At 60.0% G+C, this 22561-nt stretch carries 15 protein-coding genes and 1 pseudogene; 5 read left to right on the forward strand and 11 right to left on the reverse strand.

Going from position 1 to position 22561, the window contains the following annotated elements; all coding sequences use genetic code 11:
• Nucleotides 1-68: 68 nt before the first annotated feature.
• On the reverse strand, nt 69-485 hold the full coding sequence (gene crgA, locus K315_RS0103590) for a cell division protein CrgA (protein WP_029576225.1): 417 nt from the start codon (nt 483-485) through the stop codon (nt 69-71).
• Between the two features lie 73 nt (nt 486-558).
• Between crgA and K315_RS09365 the strand changes: the two are divergent.
• The 3 genes and pseudogenes from K315_RS09365 to K315_RS0103605 form a co-directional block, all read left to right on the forward strand.
• Nucleotides 559-1290 (forward strand): annotated as a pseudogene (locus tag K315_RS09365) (DUF881 domain-containing protein); the annotation flags it as partial.
• A 276-nt stretch (nt 1291-1566) separates the two neighbouring features.
• Nucleotides 1567-2838, forward strand: coding sequence for a class E sortase (locus K315_RS0103600; RefSeq protein ID WP_029576227.1), 1272 nt, complete (start codon nt 1567-1569; stop codon nt 2836-2838).
• A 114-nt stretch (nt 2839-2952) separates the two neighbouring features.
• Nucleotides 2953-3603: an anthranilate synthase component II gene (locus K315_RS0103605; RefSeq protein WP_029576228.1), complete on the forward strand. Its 651-nt coding sequence runs from the start codon at nt 2953-2955 to the stop codon at nt 3601-3603.
• A gap of 1888 nt (nt 3604-5491) precedes the next feature.
• On the opposite strand, the gene pknB is transcribed toward K315_RS0103605, so the two are convergent.
• From pknB to K315_RS0103640, 7 genes are read right to left on the reverse strand one after another with little or no spacing between them, the layout of a single operon-like run.
• Nucleotides 5492-7555, reverse strand: coding sequence for a Stk1 family PASTA domain-containing Ser/Thr kinase (pknB, locus tag K315_RS0103610; RefSeq protein ID WP_029576229.1), 2064 nt, complete (start codon nt 7553-7555; stop codon nt 5492-5494).
• A complete protein-coding gene (locus K315_RS0103615; protein ID WP_029576230.1) occupies nt 7552-8583 on the reverse strand; it encodes a serine/threonine-protein kinase in 1032 nt (343 codons plus the stop codon). The genes pknB and K315_RS0103615 overlap by 4 nt, the downstream gene beginning before the upstream one ends.
• Nucleotides 8580-10052 (reverse strand): peptidoglycan D,D-transpeptidase FtsI family protein, encoded by a 1473-nt coding sequence (locus K315_RS0103620; protein ID WP_029576231.1) that lies wholly within the window; start codon nt 10050-10052, stop codon nt 8580-8582. Before K315_RS0103620 ends, K315_RS0103615 begins: the two co-directional genes overlap by 4 nt.
• Nucleotides 10049-11833 (reverse strand): FtsW/RodA/SpoVE family cell cycle protein, encoded by a 1785-nt coding sequence (locus tag K315_RS09370; protein ID WP_029576232.1) that lies wholly within the window; start codon nt 11831-11833, stop codon nt 10049-10051. Before K315_RS09370 ends, K315_RS0103620 begins: the two co-directional genes overlap by 4 nt.
• Complete coding sequence (locus K315_RS0103630) at nt 11830-13491, reverse strand: PP2C family protein-serine/threonine phosphatase (RefSeq protein ID WP_029576233.1); 1662 nt, start codon at nt 13489-13491, stop codon at nt 11830-11832. Before K315_RS0103630 ends, K315_RS09370 begins: the two co-directional genes overlap by 4 nt.
• A gap of 6 nt (nt 13492-13497) precedes the next feature.
• Nucleotides 13498-14022 carry an FHA domain-containing protein FhaB/FipA gene (locus K315_RS0103635; protein ID WP_029576234.1) on the reverse strand — a complete coding sequence of 175 codons (525 nt, stop codon included), beginning with the start codon at nt 14020-14022 and terminating at the stop codon, nt 13498-13500.
• Nucleotides 14023-14046: 24 nt separating this feature from the next.
• Complete coding sequence (locus K315_RS0103640; protein WP_015449566.1) at nt 14047-14748, reverse strand: FHA domain-containing protein; 702 nt, start codon at nt 14746-14748, stop codon at nt 14047-14049.
• 1170 nt (nt 14749-15918) lie between these two features.
• Here K315_RS0103640 and K315_RS0103650 point away from each other — a divergent pair.
• On the forward strand, nt 15919-18381 hold the full coding sequence (locus tag K315_RS0103650; protein ID WP_029576236.1) for a S9 family peptidase: 2463 nt from the start codon (nt 15919-15921) through the stop codon (nt 18379-18381).
• A 136-nt stretch (nt 18382-18517) separates the two neighbouring features.
• Nucleotides 18518-19573 carry an alpha/beta fold hydrolase gene (locus K315_RS0103655; RefSeq protein WP_029576237.1) on the forward strand — a complete coding sequence of 352 codons (1056 nt, stop codon included), beginning with the start codon at nt 18518-18520 and terminating at the stop codon, nt 19571-19573.
• A 223-nt stretch (nt 19574-19796) separates the two neighbouring features.
• On the opposite strand, the gene K315_RS09375 is transcribed toward K315_RS0103655, so the two are convergent.
• From K315_RS09375 to dcd, 3 genes are all read right to left on the reverse strand, one after another.
• The gene (locus K315_RS09375; protein WP_238556455.1) at nt 19797-19967 is read right to left on the reverse strand and encodes a hypothetical protein; all 171 of its coding nucleotides are present in this window, start codon (nt 19965-19967) and stop codon (nt 19797-19799) included.
• A 78-nt stretch (nt 19968-20045) separates the two neighbouring features.
• Nucleotides 20046-21248 (reverse strand): MalY/PatB family protein, encoded by a 1203-nt coding sequence (locus K315_RS0103665; protein WP_029576238.1) that lies wholly within the window; start codon nt 21246-21248, stop codon nt 20046-20048.
• Nucleotides 21249-21589: 341 nt separating this feature from the next.
• Nucleotides 21590-22171, reverse strand: coding sequence for a dCTP deaminase (gene dcd, locus K315_RS0103670; RefSeq protein WP_015449560.1), 582 nt, complete (start codon nt 22169-22171; stop codon nt 21590-21592).
• Nucleotides 22172-22561 lie beyond the last annotated feature (390 nt).

Here is a 22561-nt window from a genome sequence, read left to right on the forward strand (position 1 = left end):
GCATGCCTCTCGGCGGCCACCGCTGTACGTTACGCGCTACGCGGCGGCCACCGAGAAACCATAAGCGGTCAGTGCCACCCCATGGTCATCAGGAAGCCGATCATGATCAGCGCGCCGCCGACGGCGAGATTCCACATGCCGATGGCGGGAATCGGATACTTGCCGGTCAGGTAGTACACCACCGCCCAAACCAGGCCGATAATCATCAGCGCGCAGAACAGCGGCACGAACCAACGCGGGTTCGACTTGGTGCTCTTGATGCTTTCCTCGACGCGCTTCGTGTTCTCAGCCTGACGCTTCATCATGCGCTGCATCTGCGGAGTCATCGATGATTTGTCGGCGGTAGCATTCAGCACGGCTTCGACTTCATCCATCGGGATGCCGTAATCGTCGCCATTCGCTCCATCATTGGACGCGGTGGCGTCCGACACGTTGTCGACCGACTGCTCGTCGGTTTCGTGCAGCTCTTCGTCAGCCATGTGCATAGTCTCCATTCGAATAGGCTAAAAAGTCATCATAGCGGCTACACTCGAAAGCAGCGAACACGGCGGAGGCGAAATGAGCAGACACACCGGAAAACATGGGGTCAAACACTCCATGCTGGGCGGCATTGCCGTGTTCGTCGTCGTCGCCCTCACCGGATTCCTGCTCGCCACCAACATCCGCGTGAACCGCACCGCAACCGTCACCTCCGATACGGCGCAGATGGTTGAACAGCGTGTCGAACAAGCCAACAAACTGCGCAGTGAAGTCAGCAAACTCAACTCGCAAATCAACACGTTGAACAAACTCGCCGGCACGGGCAGCAGCGACTCCTCCAACAGCGAGGACGCCGGCTCAAGCACCGTCCTTCCTGCTGTTCAGGGGCCGGGCGTCACCGTCACGCTTGACGATTCGCCGTTGTGGAAAACGATGGTGAACAGCTCGGGTTCTGCTTCGAATATCAACGATTATGTGATTCATCAGCAGGATATCGAGGCGGTGGTCAACGCGCTCTGGGCCGGTGGGGCAGAGGCGATGATGATTCAGGATCAGCGCGTGTTGTTCAACTCCGCTGTGATTTGCGTCGGCAATGTCCTGATGTTGCAGGGCAAACAGTATTCGCCGCCGTACACGATTTCCGCAATCGGGCCGACCGAGGACATGATCGACGCGCTAGCGGACTCCCAGGCCGTGCAGGTGTATCAAGAGTATGTGAGCGCTTTTGGCCTCGGCTGGAATGTCGAAACGAAGGATACGTTGAAATTCCCGGAAACGCCGCTGGTGATGCAGCCACTGAAATACGCCACAGCGACCGGCAACTGGAATGCCGAGACTGAGAATTCCGGCGGTTCCAGCTCCGGTTCCGAAGGGGCCGGCACCGACAGTTCCGAAGGCGTATCGGGCGATTCGTCCGCTGCCGGAGCAAGCAGTAACAACGCAACAGGCAACAATACAAGCAACTCCGGTAATACCGACGCCTCTGGTCTCGCCGGAACGACCACGTCAAACCCATCTTCGGCCAGCACACAAGGGGACTGACCGCATGACACCCAATTCCACCGTCACCCATTAGGACAATCAATCATGAGCGACCCGACATCACCGTCATACGAATCCGCACAGCCGCGTCAGCACAACGCCGCGCCGGCACAAGCTGATGCCGATTACACCGCACAATCAGTGCCTGACGCCGCGCAATCCGGGCAGGCTCTACGCTCCGGGCGTGCCACGCAATCCGAATCTGCCCCACAATCCAATCGCACCGCTCATTCCGAGCCTGCCAGGCGCCTCGGCATCGGTTGGCAGATTATCGGTATCATCGCAGAACTCCTCATCACCGCGGCGGTTATTTGCGCGCTGTACATCGTATGGCTGTTCTGGTGGACCGGCGTGCAATCAGAACACACCCAAGCTGAAACACGCGAATCAACCACCAGCACGTGGACACAGCCCGCAACAAACGAATCTGGCACGGCAATCGCCAAAGAACAGGCGGGCGACCCCCCAGTACAGCCGGCCAGCGCAAACGAGGGCGAGCTCGTCGCGGAAGTCTACATTCCGCGGTTCGGCAACCAATGGGTACGCAACATCGTGCAAGGAACCAGCCTCGAACAGCTCAACAAACATGGTATGGGACATTACGACAACAGCCAGATGCCGGGCGCGATCGGCAATTTCGCGTTCGCGGGCCACCGCGCCGGCTACGGATCGCCGCTGGCAGATATCGACAAACTGCAGACGGGCGACGCCATCATCATCCGCACCCAAGATTACTGGTACGTGTACCGGTATACCAGGCATCTTGTCGTACTACCGACCGAAACGCAAGTGGTCGCCGCCAATCCGGACAACCCGGGCAGCGCACCCACCAAGCGCATGCTCACCATGACGACATGCACACCGCGGTATTCCACGCCGACACATCGCTGGATTGCCTACGCCGAATTCGCGTACTGGGCGAAAGTCTCCGACGGCGTCCCCGCAGAACTCGCTTCGGACGCTTCCGGGGCAGTCAGCTTCTCCAGCGCGCCGACACCATCAGCGGCTTCGAAGCTCGATTCCCTCACGCCGGTTGTACAGTGGGCGCTCATCATCTACGCCGTGCTGTTCATCGCGGCCGCCATCGTGTGGCGTTGGCCGGTGCTCAAAGCCATCCACGAGGGACGTCGGCAGCGGCCGGATGCAAGCATTTACGGCACGATTCTTCGGCTTCAGCCGGGCGTGCTGCCGATTCGCATCTTGCTCACGGCATTGCTCGCCGTCGCCGCGGCCACCGTCCTGCTCCAATGGGTGTACCCGTGGGCGGCGTCCACAATCCCGATACTCCAGCAGATGTCGAACTATGTCGCTGTGTAATATGGCTTGCAATACTGGCGGCTTGCTGCTGGCTGATTATGCGGCTGATGACGTGCCTTCTGACACAACACAGTTGACACGACACAGCCGACACGGAACGGTAAAGGAGAGGCAATGGCGGATTCAGCGCATATCCTGGTCATCGACAACTACGATTCCTTCGTCTACACGATTGTGGGGTATCTGCGCACCTTGGGCGCCACCGTGGATGTCGTGCGCAATGACGCCATCGACCCATCGACGCCGGGTGTCATCGACGGATACGATGGTGTGCTCATCTCGCCTGGGCCGGGGACCCCGTCGGAATCCGGGGCGAGCGAAGGCATGATTCGACTGTGCGCGGCCACCGGCAAGCCGATGTTCGGGGTCTGCCTCGGATTGCAAGCACTTGCCGAGACTTTCGGGGCCACCGTAGGCCATGCGCCGACCATCATGCACGGCAAAACCAGCCAGGTCGAGCATATCGACGATGAAATCTTCGCCGGTGTCGCAAACCCGATGACCGCGACCCGCTACCACTCGCTCGCCATTGAGCCGGATTCGCTGCCGGACGAGCTGGTTGTCACCGCGCGTGCGCTCGACGATCACACGATTCAGGGCATCAAGCACCGCGAACTGCCGATGTATGCCGTGCAGTTCCATCCCGAATCAGTCATGACGCAGGATGGTTACCGGCTGCTGGCGAACTGGCTCGCCGTGTGCGGACAGACGAACGCCGTGGACAAGGCTCAGGGGCGTCAACCGAAAATCATGAAGACCCGCTGATTGCTTCGCGTACCTATGGGGTCGCGGCGGGCCGCTGTCGGCGCGGCGGGCGCGGTAGTCGCGGCGCATATAGGCGAGTGCGATTCGAGCGTACGTGCGATATGAGACACGCGCAGAAGGGCGAAACGGCAGTTATCAGCGGGCTCACTACAATCCCCACCCCCTCCTCAGCAGGAGACTCGTGCAAAAGGGCGAAGTTCAGTTATCAGCCGCAGTCAAGGCAGGCACGCGCCGAGAGAGCCATGCTCCCACAAACTGGTTACGCTGGTTAAGCTGAGGCGGCTGATCATGCCGGTCGCGCCGGTTACGTTGAGTGCGGCGCCAGTGCGACCAGATTGAGTGGTCGAGAGCGGCGGGAACGACCGTTCCTCAGCGTGTTCTGTTCATTTGAGTTGTTCGGTGTCATCACTTTTTCTGGACAGTTTCGTCGTTCAATCTGGACGGGTTGAGTGGCGGGGTTGCTCGAGGGTCAATCCAGGGGAGTGGGATTTCGGCGGACGACCGGGCACTCCGGCACTGAATCCGAAAACGGCAGGCGGAATCGGAATCAGTCTCTGCATCCCATAGGGCCTAGCATCAGGGATTTGCCATGGCAACACCACAGAACCGCGAAATTCCAATGATTTGCCCGTACCATGCACGGGTGGATGACGCCAGACCATGTGTACAAGTCGACCGGACCACGGACCGAATCAGAAAACGCTACTCGAAACCCAATCCAGTCCACAACATGCCCGACCGCAACATGCCCGCCAATCACGGCACCACCACGAACCCGCAGAATACCAACAATCCAACACACAACGACAATCAACCACCATCAGACGAGCCACTCAGGCCACCCGAATCCACGGACCAAACCGCGAATCACACCACGACATCGGAACCAGTCCACACCGACACCCACCCAACACGCTCCCGACAACCGCGGCACCACCACAAAACCGCGGAATACCAATGTTCTGCTTGTTGCACAGCAATCAGACGATCACACCGGCCTCGCAGCGGCCCGAACCTGCGGACCAAATCCGAGATTGAGAGCCGAAGACCGATCCAGTCCACACCGACACCGGACCACCAACCACGACACCACCACGAACCCGCAGAATACCAACAATCCAACACACAACGACAATCAACCACCATCAGACGAGCCACTCAGGCCACCCGAATCCACGGACCAAATCGGACAATGAAGGCCGAAAAAGCGATTCAGTCCACAACAGGGGACCAACCACCATCCACCGGCGGCCGCAGTCACATTGGAAAACCACGAATTTCCAATGAACCGACCGCATCATCACTATCACATACCCTCAGCTCAGTCGCCCATGCTGGCTGAACCACGGACCGAATCAGAAAACGATACTCGAAACCCAATCCAGTCCGTGACAGACCCGACTGCGACGCGCCGGCCAGCCACGATACTCCAGCAAAACCGCAGAATACCAACAATCCACAACACACACGAAGACCAGGCGCAGCACACCGGCCACGCAACCGACCAAATCCGCGGCCCAAACCGCGAATCACACCACGACATCGGAATCAGTCCACACCGACGCCCACCGACACCGGGCCACCAACCACGACACCACCGCGAAACCACGGAATACCAATAATCCGCACACACCACGATAATTAATCATTGCCAAGCGAGCCGCTTGAACCACCCGAAACACGGACCAAATCGGATAACGACACTTGAAACCCGATCCAGTCCGCACTGGCACCGGACTGTACCCGGCCGCCAGCATAACCGGCTGGGCACAGAAGCAGGAGACCCACAACGGTTAGCCGCAACACCCACAACAACGTGATGGCCCAGAACACCACCAATGCAGTGTTCCGGACCATCACACGTCGGCAGGCGGATAGCTATCAGCCGTTACTGCCGCACTTGGCCGTTTCCCTGCTGGTTATCCGTTCCCTGCGACGTCGAGGCCGAAGATGAGGACGACGACGATGCCGACGACGATGCCGACGACGATGCCGACTTGGTGGTCAGCGTAATCGAGGCGCCCTTATTCGCCTGCGTTCCGGCAGTCGGATTCTGGGCGGTCACCAGATCGGTGTCCTTGGCGCCTTGCGTCGAGTTGGACACCGTGAAGCCGAGGCCTTCGAGCGTGGACTTCGCCGACGCATACGTTGCCCCGACGACCGAGGGGACAGTCACCTGCTCCTTGCCCTTGGACACATACACATTGATGGTGGACCCCTGCTCGATCGAGGTGCCAGGCACCGGGTCGAGTCGCGTCACCGCGCCGGAAGGCACCGTATCGGAGTTCTCCTCCTCAACGGACGTGTTGAATCCACGCTCCTGCAAGGTCTTGAGGACCGTATCCTTCGACTGTCCGACCAGACCATCAGGCACCTTGGTCATGCCCGAGGAGATGTACAGCAGAATCGTCGTGCCCTTCGACTGCTTGGACCCGGCAGCCGGGCTCGTACGCGTCACATTGTCCTTGGCCACAGTGTCGCTGTCCTCGGTCTGCGTGCTCGCGGCCACCTTGAATCCGGCAGCCTCCAGCGTCGAACGCGCGTCATCCTGCGATTTGCCGCTCACATCAGGAACCGTTCCCGTTGACGGGCCGGCCGAGAACCACACTTTGACCGTCGAGCCGACGGCCACCTTCTTGCCGCCCGCCGGGGACTGCTTGGTGAACGTGCCCTTCGGCTCGGTGGAGTTCGTATCAGTCTCCACCTTGATCTTCAGACCGACCGCCTCAAGCTTCGCCTCGGCGCCCGCTTCGGTGGTGGAGGAGGAGAAGGTCGGGACCGTGACCATCTGCGTTTTCTTGGAATGCGTAAGAGCGAACACGATACCGCAGATTGCGGCGATGGCGACGATAGCGGCCACCACGGCAATGATGATGCGCTTCTTCTTGCGCTGCTGCTCAGCCTCACGCTGCTGGGCGCGCGTCTCGCCTTCCGTCTCCACGAACGGGTTCGTGGTCGTCGGCATCACCGGGTTGGTCTGCGTGGCGACTTGCGGTGGGGTGAGCACCTGGGTCGCCGTTTCGCCACCGGTACGCGTGGCGGGGTTCGCCAGGTCGGTCAACTGGTTGAACGTGGCTGCAATCGGCACGCCGCCGTTCATGAAGGTCAGAATATCGTTCTTGAACTCGGTCGCGGTCGCGTACCGGTTCTGACGATCCTTCGCCATGGCTTTCGCGCAGATGTTGTCCCACATCTTCGGCAGACCGGGAATCACCGCGCTCGGGGGCGTCGCAGCCTCGGAGACGTGCTGGTAGGCGATGGCGACCGCGGAATCGCCGGTGAACGGCGGACGGCCGGTCAGCATCTCATACAGCACGCAACCGGCGGAATACAGGTCGGAGCGCATATCTACGGTCTCACCACGCGCCTGCTCCGGGGAGAGGTATTGGGCGGTGCCGACCACACCCTGCGACTGGGTCATCGTGGCGGCGGAATCGTCCAAGGCACGCGCGATGCCGAAATCCATGACCTTGACGACACCCTGGTCGGAAATCATGATGTTGCCGGGCTTGATATCGCGGTGGATGATGCCCATGCGATGCGAGTATTCGAGCGCGTTGAGCACCCCAAGCATCACCTGCTCGGCGTCACGCTGGCTGAGCGGGCCGTTGGCTTTGATGATGTCGCGCAGGGTCTGCCCCTTGACGTATTCCATCACCAGATACGGCACCCGCTCGGTCCGCCCGCTGTCGTTGACGATGGTCTCCTCGCCCGAATCGTAGATGTTCACAATATTCGGGTTGTTCATCTGTGCAACCGAATGGGCCTCACGGCGGAACCTCGTGAGGAAGATCTCGTCATTGGCGAGGTCGGAGCGCATGATCTTGATGGCGACGGTACGCCCCAGACGCTTGTCGAGCGCCACGCGCACCTCCGCCATGCCGCCCCGGCCAACGAGCTGGCCGAGCTGATACCGGCCGTTCGCCAACGAAGTGGGTACACTGCTGCTCATTGCTGCTCCTTCCATTGCGGGCGGAATGTCGAACTCACTGTCCGCGGCTCCGCAGTCCCGCTAATGAATACTTGTTTCGGCTGCTGCGCGTCCGACATGCCTGCCGTGGCCGCCGCGCCGACATGCGGCGTACTGCTCACCCTTCGGGGCAGACGCCCGTGGGACGGCACGATGGTCGTGTCATCGCTCAGTTTGGTTTCCTGGTCCATCAGCCGTCGATCAATACGTGACAGCGTGCGCGACACCACGAGAGCGTCTTTCGGACGATCCCGCGGGTCCTTGGCCAGCATGGACATCACAAATTGCCGCAACTGCAAATCAACCGTGTCAGGCAACGGAGGAACAGCCTCGTTCACATGGGCCGCAGCGATATCAACCGGGGTCGCTCCCGTAAACGGGCGATGCCCGCACAGCCCCTCATAGGCGACGACACCCAGCGAATAAATGTCCGACTGGGCTGTAGCCTGCTTGCCCTGTGCCTGCTCCGGCGAGATGTATTGCGCTGTACCTACCACCATGCCATCTTGGGTGATTTGCTCCTGATTTGTGGAGTACGACACGCCGAAATCCGTAATTTTCACTTCTCCATCATCGGAAACCATGATGTTCGCCGGCTTGACATCGCGGTGAATCACGCCATGCGAATGCGCCACGAACAGTCCGCGCGCCACCTGAATCAGGATCGGCAGCAACTCGGTGGGATCCATCGCACCTTTTTCGTGATAGATATCCGCCAAGGATTTGCTCGGCACGTATTCCATGATAAGGAAGCCGATGCCGTCATGCTCGTAGTATTCGAACAGCGCGGCGATATTGGGGTGGGCGAGGTTCGCGGAATTATGGGCCTCGGCACGCAGTCGGCGCAGTTTCGCCTCACTGTCCGCCGCATCGCTGCGCAAGGCTTTGATGGCGACGGGACGCCCAAGCTGGATGTCATAGCCTTTCCAGACCTCGCCCATACCACCTTGCGCGAGTCTGCGGTCCAAGCGGTAACGGCGATGAATCAGCTGTCCTTCAATCAGTCTCACTGCTTCAACGCCTCCTCCATCACCTGCTTCATAATCGGCCCGGCAGCGGTAACACCGAATGTATTGACATTATGTACCACAACAGCGACCGCAATCTGCGGGTTGTCTGCGGGAGCGAAGCCCATCACCCACGCGTCAGTCGATTGGTTGTCTGTGCCAATCTGCGCAGTGCCGGTTTTCGCCGCCACCTTGACGCCGTCGATGGCGAGCGTCGGGCTTTCCTTGGTGACCACGTCCTCCATCATGCCGGTCAGAGCGGAAGCGGTGTTCGAGCTCATGGTTTGGGACATGACCGTAGGGCTGGTTTCCGAGATGGTCGACAAATCGCTGGCACGCACACGGTCGACCAACGTCGGCTGCATCAGGGTGCCGCCATTGGCGATAGCCGCGGCGATCATCGCATTCTGCAGCGGGGTTTCGAGCGTATCACCCTGGCCGATAGACGCGAGGGCGAGCTTGTCCGAAGGCAGATTCGATGGGAAGGTGGAGGCGACTGCCTTCATCGGGCTGCCGGTGGAAGCGGAACCATCTACGGTGATTGACTGGCCGAATCCGAATTTCTTCGCCTGCTCGGCGATGGCGTCCCCACCGAGTGTGACCCCGAGCTGGGCGAATGCGGTGTTGGACGAGTAGGCGAGGGCGTCGGACAGGGTCAACTGCCCATTGGTGCCGTTCGCCGCCGGGGTGGCGTTCGTCAGCTGGGTTGCCGTGTTCGGCAAGGTATACGCACTGCCGGCAGGAATCTGCGTGTCCGCCTGATATTTGCCGCTTTCCAACGCCGCCGCCGCGACGACCGTCTTGAACGTGGACCCGGGCGGATACAGTTCGGAAGTCGCGCGGTTGAGCATTGGATTGGTTGAGTTCGATGTCAGCTGGGCGTAAGCGTTGTTGACCTTCGTCGTATCATGCTGCGCGAGCACGTTCGGATCGTAACTGGGCGTGCTCACCATCGCGACGATTCTGCCGGTCTTCGGCACGATGGCGACGACCGCGCCGTCATAGCCTTGGCTGGAGAGCGCCTGATAGGCGACATCCTGCAGTTTTGTGCTGATGGATGTCTCGATGGATGCGCCCTTGTTCTCGGTTCCGGTGAGCAGCGCCTTGAATTTCTGTATCGCCAGCGCGTTTGACGTACCGCTAAGCAACGCGGCCCTCGACGCTTCGATGCCGCGGTCGGCGTTCTGGCTGATGGAGAAGAAGCCGGTGACGGGCGCGTATTCCTCACCGCTCGAGTAGGAACGCTGGTAGGAGAACGCATCGTTCGACGGGTCGGACTTCGCGAGGACAGTGCCGTCGGACGCGAGAATCGACCCTCGCGGGGCACTGAACTGGTAGTACAGCGCACGACGATTACGCGGATCGGAATTCAGTTCGTTCGCGCGGAATGCGGTGAATATCGTGGTGGAGCACCCCAGAATCACGAACAATATGACGACGACAGTGAAAATCTGCCTGAGGCTCTTGTTCATCGGGCTCCTCCTTTCACCGTTCGCGGCGTGGATTGCGGCGGCGCCGGGGGAGTCGGGGGAGTGCCGCCGTTCCCGTCTTGCGCGGCCTGGTTCTGCGCGTCTTCGACCTGTTCTGTCTGGGCCCCGCGCGTCGGCCAATGGCTGGTCGTCGTGGCCGGAGAATCATCATCATCGGCGAAATCACGCCAATCGGCCCAATCGTCTTGTTCATCGCGATTGTCTTGTTCTTCGGCATCATACAGCCCTTCCGGCTGCGATGCGTCGTCGACCATAATGGTCGGGGCATCCTCGATTTGGGTTGCCTGCACGGCGTCTTCTGCGTCGTCGGCGTGGGTCGCATGGCTTGCGTGGCTTGCGTGAGCGCCGTGCCGAGGCTGATTTTCATCGTCCTTGGCGGCCTGCGCGGCTGATTTTGCGCGTTCCTTGAGCTCATGGTCGCGCAGCACGGCCAAAGCCTCATACTGGAAGGTGTCAGAAGTCAGCTCGGGTTCGGGCTTGTTCGCAGCATTCGAAATGATCAGCAGCAAGGTGATCAGAATGTAATTCGCAATCAGCGAAGAACCGCCGGCAGCCATGAACGGCATGGTCAGACCGGTCAGCGGAATCACCAATGTAATACCGCCCACGACGGTGAACACCTGCACGGCCATCGTGAACACCAGTCCCGAGGCGAGCAGCTTGCCGAATCCATCCTTGATTTTCATCGCGGTAATCAAACCGGAGGCGATGATCACCAGATACAAGGCGAGCACGGCCAACAAGCCTGTCAAACCGAGTTCCTCGCCCACGGACGAGTAGATGAAATCGGAATTCGCCAGTGGTGTCAGGCTCGGATGCCCCTGTCCGAGCCCGGTACCCATCAAACCGCCGGACGCAAGGCCGAACAGGCCGGTCACCAACTGCTCGGAGCCGCCCTGGCGGTTGTACACCTTCGCGTCGAAGGGGTGCAGCCAAGCATCGATACGGTTGTCCACATGCGCGAACATGCGGCTGGCGATGACCGCACCTGCCGCAAACGCGAGAATGCCGATGACAATCCAGCTCTTCCGGCCGGTCGCCACATACAGCATGCACACGAACATCGCGAAGAACATGAGCGACGTACCCAAATCACGCTGAATCACCAACACGCCCATTGACATGGCCCAGACCACCATAATCGGACCCAGATCCTTGATGCGCGGCAACTGCAGACCCAGCACCTTCTTGCCACCGACGGCGAGCTGGTCACGATGATCGAACAGATAAGCGGCGAAGAAGAACGCGATGAACAGCTTGGCGAATTCACCCGGCTGCAATGAATACGAGCCGATGCCAATCCAGATCCGCGCGCCGCCGATTGTCTTGCCCAGACCCGGAATCATCGGGGACAGCAACAGTACGATGCCAGCCACCATGCTCACGTACGAGAACCGCCTGAGCACGCGATAATCACGCAGGCAGATCACAAGAATGCAGCACAGCACCAACGCCAAGCACAGCCAAATCAACTGTCTCGTGCCGACGTGCGTACCTTTCTGCTGATCGATGCGCGAGATGAGCGTGATGCCGATGCCCGTCAGCAGCAGAACGCACGGCAGAATCGACTGGCTGGCGTACGGCTGGAATTTCAGCAACAGCGACCACAAGATGATGAACAGCACCGCGACAACGCTCAGCAGCATCATGTATTCGCTTGGGAACGACCCGACGGTGCGTTCAAACATCTGGAAGAAGCCGATGAAGCTGACCGCCATCGCAAACAGCATCAACGACATCTGGCGCAGACGAGTGACGATCATCCGATCACCACCCATACATCGGCGGACCATGCAGCCACGCCTGATATGGGGACAAGGGGAACACGCAGCGCAGCCGGGCTGGATGCGGCGGACGGGCTTGCCGATCCGCTCGCCGAGGGGCTCGCCGACTTGGAATCGCTGGAATCCGTAGACCCCTTGTTGTTTGCCCGTTCGGTCGCCTTGAAGTTCTTCATCTCCTGCTCAATCAGCTTGACGTGGCTGCGCGCCTCGTCCAAACTGTCCACGGTGATTCCGTCATGCAGCTGGTCGCGCCAAGACTGGGGCAGGGACGACACCTTGATGTCGGTGTCCTGGATGGCGTGGGACAGCTCAACGCCGAACACATTCGTCGGAACGCCCTGATAAATCGACACTACGCCGTCATGCTCGCCAATGTAATACTTGGTCTGGCTCCACCGGTAGCCTGCGAAAGCCAAGCCGACCAACGCGGCGATGATCACGACGATGCCGACGATGATGCCAAGACGTGACAGATGGACGCGCTTGCGGTGCGCCCGCTTCTGCTGTGCCTGCTCGCGCTGGATGGCCTTCGCCACCTCCGGATCGTTGGGATCGGCGGATATACGGCCGTCACGCTTCTTGACGACAGGGATTTCACCGGTGTCGGTATTGGGAATCTCGCCGTTTTCCTCACGCACCTGCGAGGGCTGTGCGACACGGGATTTCGGGCCTTGCTCCTCCTCCTTGGCCGCTTCATCTTTTCCTGCGTGCACCGCGCCTTGGATCAGCGCGGCCGCACGCTGCGCAGGTGAGTTCTTGCCCGCCCGCAGAACCGGAGCTGAAGCAACCGGTTTATGCATGATATCGGCGATCGTTTCAAGGCTGGCGCTTGCCGCTCCGCCAACCAACGGAGTCTGATGAGGCAAATCGAAGGCATCGGCGTCAAGAGCGAGCGTGGCATCGCCGATCACAGCAGTCACGTTATCCGTACTACCGGCCTTCAATGCCATGGATACCAAGCGCTGTGCGCATTCCTCCTGGTCGGAGACCGTGCTGAGCATTTCTTCGATGGTCGAATCCTCCAGCACGCCGCACAAGCCGTCCGAACACAAGAGCCAACGGTCGGCGGGATGCGCCTCGCAGATGGCGATATCCGGGTGAGGGTCGATGTCAAAATCGCCGAGCACACGCATCACGACGTTGCGCTGCGGATGATTGCGCGCCTCGGCTGGACTGATGCGGCCGGTGTCAATCAGATGCTGTACGTAGCTGTGATCGGTGGTCATACGCGACAGTTTCCCGTCACGAAGCAGATACGCGCGGGAATCGCCGATATGCGTCAGCACCCAGTACCCGGAAACCAAAGCGACTGCGACCACCGTCGTGCCCATGCCGGCGAGTTTGCGTTCATGTTTCGCTTTGCCGACAATCGCATCATGCGCAGCCATCACGGAGGTTTCCATCATCTGCGCCACAGCTTCCACACTGCTTTGCTCGTCATCCTGTTCAATATGAGCAAGCGAACGAATGGCGATGGTGGACGCGGTATCGCCGCCGGCATGACCTCCCATGCCGTCGCACATGGCGATCAGGCGTTCCCCGGCGAAGGAGGAATCCTGATTATTGCTGCGAACCGTACCGACATCGGAAACGGTGGTCGAATAAAGGAACAACGTCTGCTTGGCTGCATTCGGCATCAGGCATCACCTCAGCTCGAACGTCGTGGCGCCGATACGGACAGGGACACGAGCGGGCAACACCGTCGGAGCGCTGATACGGCGCTGATTGACCACCGTACCGTTCGTGGAGCCAAGATCCTCAATCACCCACGAGCCGGCTGTGGGATCAAGATAGACACGGGCGTGATGCGAGGAGACGAATTCGTCATCAAGCACGACGGTATTGGACGCCGCACGGCCGAGGGTAATCGGCGCGTTCCCCAGAGGAACGGAACTTCCGGCGAGCGGGCCGTCGATGACGACCAGCAAGGTCGGCTGAGCGGATTGACGCGGCGTTGGCGCGGATGATCTGCCCGCAGACGGCGCTGCGGGTGTGGGACTCTTTGACGCCTTGCGCGCTTTACGATCACGGCGACGACGCGACAATGATTTGTGGGGACTGAACGTCTCGATGTCACGACGCAAGGAACGCACGACAAGCCAGAGAAACACCCACAACAGGATGAGATACCCGTACTTGAGGATTGCGAAGGTAAGTTCGGTGGGCATAACGAAACTCGCTCTCAGGCTGGGTCAGTCCTGATCCTGCGACGAAGCCCAATACAGGATGCGGGTACGGCCGATGGTAATGGTGTTGCCGTCAAGCAACGTGGCCGCGGGAATCTGATGCCCTTCGACGAATGTGCCGTTCGTCGAGCCGAGATCGCGTGCGATCACGCCGTTATCGGTGATGTCGATTTCAAGATGTTTGCGGGAGATGCCCGGGTCGTCAATGACGATGTCGCAGCCGGAACCACGGCCGATTACCGTCTTCGGTTTGGTCAGCAGATACTGGCTGCCGTTGATTTCGAGCATCGGGCTGTCCTGCGACTGGTTGTCGGTTGTGACGGGTACTGCGTTGCCCTGCACGGATTCCGAACTCAGCTTGAAGTTGCCTTTGCTCAGGTCAAGATCCTCTTCGAAAATCACCACAACCGGACCGACAAAAGCGTAATTCTGGCTCTTGGCGTACTGGGTGAGATTATCCGCAAGCTCATTGGCGAGCGCCTCGCTGCCCCACTGCTCAATCCGATCGAAATCAGGGGTGCTCAGCTTAAAACGGTACTCATTCGGGGCCACCGTGCGATCGCGGCCGACCGGCATGGCTTCAGCGTCGATCTCACGCTCGAGGGCGCTTGACAGGTCGACGGGCTGCAGGTCCTTGGACCCGAACTTCGAAAACACACCGTTGACGGCGCCTTCCACGCTCTTTTCAAAACGGTCGAGAACGCTCATAGTGATCCCTTTCTATATCCTCGTCCATCCTACGCTGTGTCACCACCACGACCAAAATCAGACGCCAATACTTGCAATTTCTTCATTCAATGGTGCACGGATGGAGATGCCGCCCAGAAAGCTGGCGGGATTTGCGTTTGTGGGAATTTGTGGGAAGAACGGGCGAGGTGGGGTTGGGATGTGGGGTTTGGAGGGTTGAAAGAGGTGGGTTGAGGTGGGTTGGGATTGAGCTGAGGTGGGAGGGATTGGGATTGGGGGAGGCAGGGTTTGAGGAGGTGGGGATTGAGAGGTGGGTTTGAGAGGCGGGTTGGGTTTAGAGGGGATTGGAAGAGATGGGTTGAGGTGGGAGGAGTGAGGTTCGGGGAGGCGGGGTTGAGGTGAGGTGGGGGTTGTGGTGGAAGAGATGGGTCGGGAGAGATGGATTGAGCTGAGGTGGGAGAGATGAAAGTGGTTCACCAGGCTCGCGCGGGCGGCATGTTCGGTTATTGCGTTTGCGGGCGGAGAGCGGGGCCGGGATTGCGAGAGGATTCTTCAGGTCATCAGGAGAAGGGCGGAATTGTTGAGGAAACCGGACACTCCGGCACCGAATCGGGAATCACACGCCGAAATCGGAGCCAGTCCGAGCAGAAGCAGGACCACACCCGGCCACCGACCACGGCAACACCGCAAAACCTTGGAATTCCAACGTTTAGGCCACATCACAACAATCAACCATTGCTGGCCCCTACAGCCTGAATCCACCAGGCCATGGACCAAATCAAAGAACAAGACCCCCAATACCGATTCAGTCCACAATTGCACTGACCTTCATGCATACCACCAACCACAGCCGCATCACGAAACCGTGGAATATCAACAATCCATCCGCGCCGGTCATCAAACCGCAAGCCCGCAACCCGTCAACATGCCCGAATCCATGGACCAAATCGGAAAACACGGGACGAAATCGGAACCGGTCCTCAACAGCGACGGACTGCACTCGGCCTTCAATCGCGATACCTTCCTCACAAGCCCTCATCAGAGTAGGCTGAAAGCATGAGTGAACTTCATACGCATACCATCGGTTCCGTCAGCGGCAAGCCGGAGCGGGCGGCCGGCGACAAGCCTTCCGCAGATACGTCAGCAATCACTGCATCGACGGTCACGACACCAGCGACGACATCTGCCGCCGTGGCAACCATCCAATCCGCCATCGAACAGTTCCCGGAACATAAAGCCCGGACCCTGCGCTTCACCTGCGGAGCACCGCGTTCGGCAACCGTAATCGGGAACGGTACCCGGGCGTTGTTCCTGCGCTCCGACGGCCCGGAGGACAGCGTCACATCTCTGTGGCTGAGCACATTCGACACCGCCACCGGCACACACGAGGAAATCCTGCTCGCCGACCCGCGCGAATTGCTCCCCAACGCCGACGCCGAAGAAGTTCCCGCCGCGGAACAGGCCCGTCGCGAACGCGCACGCGAAGGCGGGCAAGGCATCGTGTCATATTCGGTCGATGCGGCAGGCGACCGCGCGGTCTTCACCATCAACGGTCAGCTGTTCCTCACGCAAATCGACGATGACGGCTGCGGTGCGCGCACACGACAGCTTGCAGTAGATGCTCTGTCTGCGACACCGGACGCTGACGACACCCCGCACATCGATGACGCGCACGCCCATCACACCTGCGCTGACGAGGATGATGCCTTCGACACCGTAGACAACACCGATCCGAACGACTTGCTGCCGGTGCTCAACCCCCGCATCAGCCCGGACGGCCATCATGTGCTGTACACAACCGGCGAGCATCTGGTCATGGTGGATATCGCGGATTGGCCGCAATCCAACGAATCCAACGCCATCACACCGCTTCACGACGGCATCCACGCAATCTGGGGCGTTCATAACGGTCCCGACCCTGCGGAACACACATGGAGCATCGGCCTCGCAGAATTCGCCGCCGGCGAGGAAATGAACCGGTATGACGGATTCTGGTGGTCGCCCGACTCCAACGCCGTCATCTTCGAAACCTTCGACAGCTCCGCGGAACCGACTTGGTATATCAGCGATCCCACGAACCCCGACCGCAACGCGACCTCACGTCGTTATCCACAAGCTCTGACCCGCAACGCGGACGTCTTCCTCACCCTGGTTGACCTCGAATTCGACGGGCACGGCCAGTACAGCGGCATGGACGCCCGGCGCACCGCATGGGATCGCAAGGCGTACGAGTATCTCGCCGTCGTGCGGTGGGCGGCGGGGCATCGTCCGCTGCTGCTCGTGCAGAACCGTCTGCAGAACCACGACCAGGTGCTCCAAGTCGAACACAACGGCACCACCACCGTGCTCGAAGAACACACGAACCCCCAGTGGCTCGATTTGATCGCCGGAACGCCGGCATTCACCCCTGATGGGCGCCTGGTATGCGCGTTTAACGACATGGATACGGACACCAACCGTCTCACCGTTGGCGGCAAGGCGTTCACCCCGGTCGGCTGGCAGGTGTGCACGGTTCTGGACGTCGGCGACACCGACGTGCTTGCCGTCGTGCAACGTACACCCGATAATCCGCAGGCCACCGACGTTCCGGACGCATGGGCCGACCAGGCGGACGAACACGACGCCCGCAGCTTCGACGTAGTGCGATTCGGCTATGACGGCTCGATCACGCCGGTCACCATGTCGCCAGGCGTATGGACCGCATCGCGCACAGGACGCGGAATCGTCGTGTCCGGCAGGGATATGGATCATGCGAAATCACAGATGGTCCATCTTTTCGCGCTCGACGCCGACGGCGACCCCACGACCGCGAACCGGTTCCCCGCACTTGACAACCATTTGCGCGCCGACATCGCCAATCATGCTCAAACACCCGGATTCACGCCGAATACACGGTTCGTCAGATTGGGCGAGCACCGGCTGTATACCGCCATCACCCGGCCGAGCATCGACAGCCCGTACGCAGGTGCACAACGACTGCCCGTCCTACTCAAGCCATACGGCGGCCCGGGCCATCAGGAAGTCATCCTCAGCCAAGCAGCGTACTGGGATGCGCAATGGTGGGCGGACCAAGGTTTCCTGGTCGTCACCGCCGACGGGCGCGGAACCACCGGCCGCGGACCGCGATGGGATCGCGAAATCTTCCACGATATGAAGCGCGTCACGCTCGCCGATCAGGTCGAGGCCGTGCGCGCCTTGCAGGAAGCCGCCCCGGAAGCGGACACCGACCGTGTGGCGATGATCGGCTGGTCGTATGGCGGGTTCCTGTCCGCTCTCGCCGTTCTCGACGCCCCCGACACGGTCCAGGCGGCATGCGCCGGCGCACCGCCCACCGATTGGACTCTGTACGATACGCATTACACGGAGCGGTATCTCGGCCTCGACCCGGAAACCTACCGCGCCAACAGCATCATCGAGGATGCGCCAAATCTGACCCGTCCTCTCATGCTGATTCACGGTTTCGCGGACGACAACGTGAGTATCGCCAACTCGCTGCGCCTATCGCAGGCACTCATGGCGGCCGGAAAGCCACACACCTTCCTGCCGCTCACCGGCATCACCCATATGACCAACGACCCGACAGTCGCGCGCAATCTGCTGATCTTGCAACGCGATTTCCTGATCCAGGCTTTAGGCATGACGCCGAGGGCATGAATCAAGCAACTCGCGGCATCGCCATATCGCGTTGTCGCGGTGAAGCGTTGTGACAGCTGAATAACGCCTGGGTATTGGCCATTAGCCCCACGGATGACCAATACCCGGATAATCCGTTTCGACTACAGTAGATGTCATGACGATTCCGCTGATCGACGAAAGCCATTACCAAGCGCAGATGGACACCGTGGTCATGCCCGCGCTCAAGCAATGCAGCACCGAGGGATGGATGGACCCCGCGCAGGCGCCCGGGCTCGGCGAGCCGGCAACGGAAGGCAAACTGCATTACGTGTGCTATGACGCCAGGGAATTCGACAAACTCAATGTCGAAGGCGCTACGGCAATGTTCAACGGCGCGATCGTCATCTCACACGGGTTCACTGAATTCGCCACCAAATACAGCGAGATGATCTGGTATTTCCTCCTCGCCGGATATTCCGTGTGCTTCTTTGAACACCGCGGGCATGGCCGTTCCGTACGCGATATCGACAATCCATCCCTGGTGTGGATTGATGATTGGCATCGATACGTCGCCGATCTCAACAAATTCGCCTTCGACGTGGGCAGGGAATACGCGGGCGGACGGCCGCTGTTCCTGTACAGTCATTCGATGGGGGGCGGCATTGGCGCCGCGCTGCTGGAAACGTATCCGGACACGTTTGACCGGGCCGTGCTCTCCAGCCCGATGATCGCCCCGCAGACAGGAATGCCGAATTGGATCGCTTATCTCGCCGCAAGTCTGATGTGCGCCTGCGGATTGGGCAAGCACATCGTATTCGGCCAAAGCGAGTTCACGCCTGAACTCGATATGAGCGACCATCAAGGGGCATGTGAGGCGCGAGTACGCTGGTATCAGCAGCAACGCATCGACGATGTACACAACCAGACGTATGCGGCGACCTTCGAATGGGTACGGCAGTCACTCAAGCTGTCACACGCGGTGCAGAAGCCGCAGGCATGCGAGAATATCGACACCCCACTGCTCCTGTTCCAAGCGGAGCGGGACCAATGGGTGCTCAATGAGTCGCAGAACCGTTTCATCCACTGGGTGCTCAACGCCGGGGGGAACGCGAAACTCGTGCGCGTCCCCAGCGCGCTGCATGAAATCTTCAGCATGCCGAACGAAATCCTTGGGCCTTATCTTGAGCGGATTCTCGCGTTCTATGCGGATGCGGACGAGCTGGATCACTGACGTGGCACACTGCTGCGGCACCCGTCTGCTATGCGGCACGGTAGTCGCACAGCGGACAGATACCGACCAGCCCTTGCTCAGACCGACCCCCTAATATGCCCGTCATGCGACAGTCCGATCACACAGCGGGCAAATACCAACCGCGTCAATCCCAAACCAAATCGAATCCGCCTGCCGTGCGACGCAGCAGTCGCACCACGACCAGATACCAGCCCGCCGCCGCTCACTCGCCGTCGTCGCCGTCGAGAATCGACTTGAAGGGCATGTCCGGCAGGAAGCCGTCGTATGAATGCCAACGACGTTCCAGCTCCTTGTTCACCTCATCATGCTCGCGTTGGCCGCGTTTCGCGTATTCGCGCAACTCGTTCGGGCCCATCATCTTCACATCTGCCATGTCTTCCATGCTAGCCGCCGCAATGCCGGCTTACCTGCCGCCGAGAACGAACAGCCCGGCGGCCGACAAAACGGGACGTCAGAACACGTATTCTTGCAGTCTGCGGATCGCCTCACGTACACGGCTCTCCGGCAGCGCCACGTTCATGCGGATGGAGTCCGGCATGCCGAACATCACACCGTCCTGCCAGGCGACGCCCACATCCCAGCCGCGCTTCTCAAGCTCCCCGATGGTCACGCCGTGCTCCCGACACCAGCGTGAGCAGTCCAGATACAGCATGTACGTACCTTCCGGTCGGGCGAGTTCCACGCCGTCAACCGACGACAGGTAATCAAACATGAGTTTCACATTGCGCGACAACACAACAAGCAGCTCATCAAGCCATTGCCGACCTTCCTGCGTGTAGGCGCCGACCAGCGTGTGCATGGCGAGCACATTGGCCTCGTTGTAATGGGACTTTGACGCCTGCGCCTCAACCCGGTCGCGCAGATAGCTGTCGTAGATGATGTGATACGCGCCGACCAAGCCGGACACGTTGAAGGTCTTGCACGGCGCGTACAAGGCGACCGTCCGACGCTTCGCATCCTCGCTCACCGTTTGCGTGGGGATGTGCCGGTGCCCGTCAAGCAAGATATCCGACCAGATTTCATCGGAGACGACCACACAATGGTTGCGGCGGAACACTTCCATCGCTTCTTCGATTTCCCACCGCTCCCATACGCGACCGCAAGGATTGTGTGGGCTGCAAAATACCGCCACATGGATGTGATGCTCTTTGAGACGACGGTCCATATCGTCGAAATCCATGCGCCACACACCGTGCTCGTCAAGCTTGAGCGGACTGTGCTCAATGGCGTATCCCGCGTTCTCAAGTGCCATGGTGAATCCCACATAAGTGGGGCTGTGCAGCAGAATCTTGTCTCCGGGAGCCGCAAACGCCGCGACGGCGGACATCAATCCGCCGAGCACGCCGTTCTCATAGCCGATCGCCTCTCGCGGAATATCGCTGACGCCGTTGCGGTCGCGCTGCCAGCCGGCGATCGCATCGAAATACTCGTCGCTCATCTGGAAATATCCGAAAGCCGGATGCTTCGCGCGCTCGATAATCGCCTGCGCAATGGTGGGAACCGTGGGGAAGTTCATGTCAGCGATCCACATGGGGATCACGTCGAAGCCGGGTTTTGGCGGATCCGGAGCGAATCCTGGCTGGGAACCCAGACCATCGACGGCGAGCGCGTCCTTGCCGTGCCGTTCCATCAGCGACGTGAAATCGTAGGTCATTCCAAACTCTCCTTGGGTGTGGTTTGTGGCGGGGTCCCGGAATTCCAGACATTAGGGAATCCGAATACCCTTGCCGTAGTAGGCGAATCTCGTTTCGCACGCATTGCCGATATGTCACGGGATGACAAGTCATGTGACGACAAGGCACGGGCGGCGGGGCGCATGATGACACGGTGCGGGCGGTCCCGAACGGCTTCAAGCATCTGCAAGCGATTACAGACGGCTCAGTCATCGAAATCAGCTGGCTGCCGGCTTGCAAACCGCAGACGGTCAAACCGCAGACACGCAAACGTGCCGTCGGAATGCCAGCGGCACGTGAGGGATGCGGGGACTGCCGGGGCTCAGTCGTCGACTTTCGCGCGGTAGAAGTTGATATACGAACGCGACGGAGTCGGCCCGCGCTGTCCTTGATAATGCGAGCCGGTACCCTTCGACCCGTATGGGTGTTCGGCGGGGGAGCTCAGCTGGAAGAAGCACATCTGGCCGATTTTCATGCCCGGCCACAGTTTGACCGGCAAGGTGCTCACATTCGACAGCTCAAGCGTGATATGCCCTTCGAAACCGGGATCGATGAAACCTGCGGTGGAATGGGTGAGGATACCCAGACGGCCGAGCGAGCTCTTGCCTTCCAGACGGGCGGCGATGGTTGGGTCGAGCTTCACATACTCCCATGTGGAGGCGAGCGCGAATTCGCCGGGGTGCAGGATCCACGGCTCGTCGGGCTGGACTTCGAACTGTTCGGTCAGCGCACCTTGGTTTTCAGCCGGGTCGACATAGGTGTAGGCGTGGTTGTTGAACAGGCGGAAGAAACGATCCAAACGCACGTCGATGGAAGCGGGCTGCACCATCTCGGGCGTCCACGGGTCGAGCGAGATATGACCGTCGGCCTGTGCGGCGAGGATGTCACGGTCGGACAGCAGCATGAGATTCTCCTTGGCAAGTACGATGCTCTCATTGCGGCCGCCGGCTTGCGGGTGCGGCCACGGATTCACTGTATTCCAGTGTACGCGGCGGCGCGGCCATCGGTTGCCGGATCCGCTCACGCGCTATCACGACTTCAGCACAGTCTTGGCAGAATACTTTCAGGAAAACATCGAGTTGCCCACAGCATCGTGAGTTCTCATAGAACATGTCAGCAAACAGCTGATCAGGAACACCAGTTCCCGATAATTCAACCCCTTTTTCTTCTTCTCTCTCCTTTCTCTCCTCCCCGGTGGCATCCCCCACCGGGGTTTCTTTTTCGGATGTGGGAGATTGTCCTTATCGGCCGCGTTTCCCCATTGCCCACCCGCACGCCGCTCGCCCGCAGCCTA

The organism is Bifidobacterium thermacidophilum subsp. thermacidophilum DSM 15837 (genome assembly GCF_000426425.1).
In the GTDB taxonomy this organism is placed as follows: Bacteria; Actinomycetota; Actinomycetes; order Actinomycetales; family Bifidobacteriaceae; genus Bifidobacterium; species Bifidobacterium thermacidophilum.

Excerpts from the sequence above, each read along its gene's own strand:
- crgA (WP_029576225.1), bottom strand. The coding sequence starts at position 485 with ATGCACATGGCTGACGAAGAGCTGCACGAAACCGACGAGCAGTCGGTC.
- K315_RS0103600 (WP_029576227.1), top strand. The coding sequence starts at position 1,567 with ATGAGCGACCCGACATCACCGTCATACGAATCCGCACAGCCGCGTCAG.
- K315_RS0103605 (WP_029576228.1), top strand. The coding sequence starts at position 2,953 with ATGGCGGATTCAGCGCATATCCTGGTCATCGACAACTACGATTCCTTC.
- pknB (WP_029576229.1), bottom strand. The coding sequence starts at position 7,555 with ATGAGCAGCAGTGTACCCACTTCGTTGGCGAACGGCCGGTATCAGCTC.
- K315_RS0103620 (WP_029576231.1), bottom strand. The coding sequence starts at position 10,052 with ATGAACAAGAGCCTCAGGCAGATTTTCACTGTCGTCGTCATATTGTTC.
- K315_RS09370 (WP_029576232.1), bottom strand. The coding sequence starts at position 11,833 with ATGATCGTCACTCGTCTGCGCCAGATGTCGTTGATGCTGTTTGCGATG.
- K315_RS0103630 (WP_029576233.1), bottom strand. The coding sequence starts at position 13,491 with ATGCCGAATGCAGCCAAGCAGACGTTGTTCCTTTATTCGACCACCGTT.
- K315_RS0103635 (WP_029576234.1), bottom strand. The coding sequence starts at position 14,022 with ATGCCCACCGAACTTACCTTCGCAATCCTCAAGTACGGGTATCTCATC.
- K315_RS0103640 (WP_015449566.1), bottom strand. The coding sequence starts at position 14,748 with ATGAGCGTTCTCGACCGTTTTGAAAAGAGCGTGGAAGGCGCCGTCAAC.
- K315_RS0103655 (WP_029576237.1), top strand. The coding sequence starts at position 18,518 with ATGACGATTCCGCTGATCGACGAAAGCCATTACCAAGCGCAGATGGAC.
- K315_RS09375 (WP_238556455.1), bottom strand. The coding sequence starts at position 19,967 with ATGGCAGATGTGAAGATGATGGGCCCGAACGAGTTGCGCGAATACGCG.
- K315_RS0103665 (WP_029576238.1), bottom strand. The coding sequence starts at position 21,248 with ATGACCTACGATTTCACGTCGCTGATGGAACGGCACGGCAAGGACGCG.
- dcd (WP_015449560.1), bottom strand. The coding sequence starts at position 22,171 with ATGCTGCTGTCCGACCGTGACATCCTCGCCGCACAGGCCGACGGTCAT.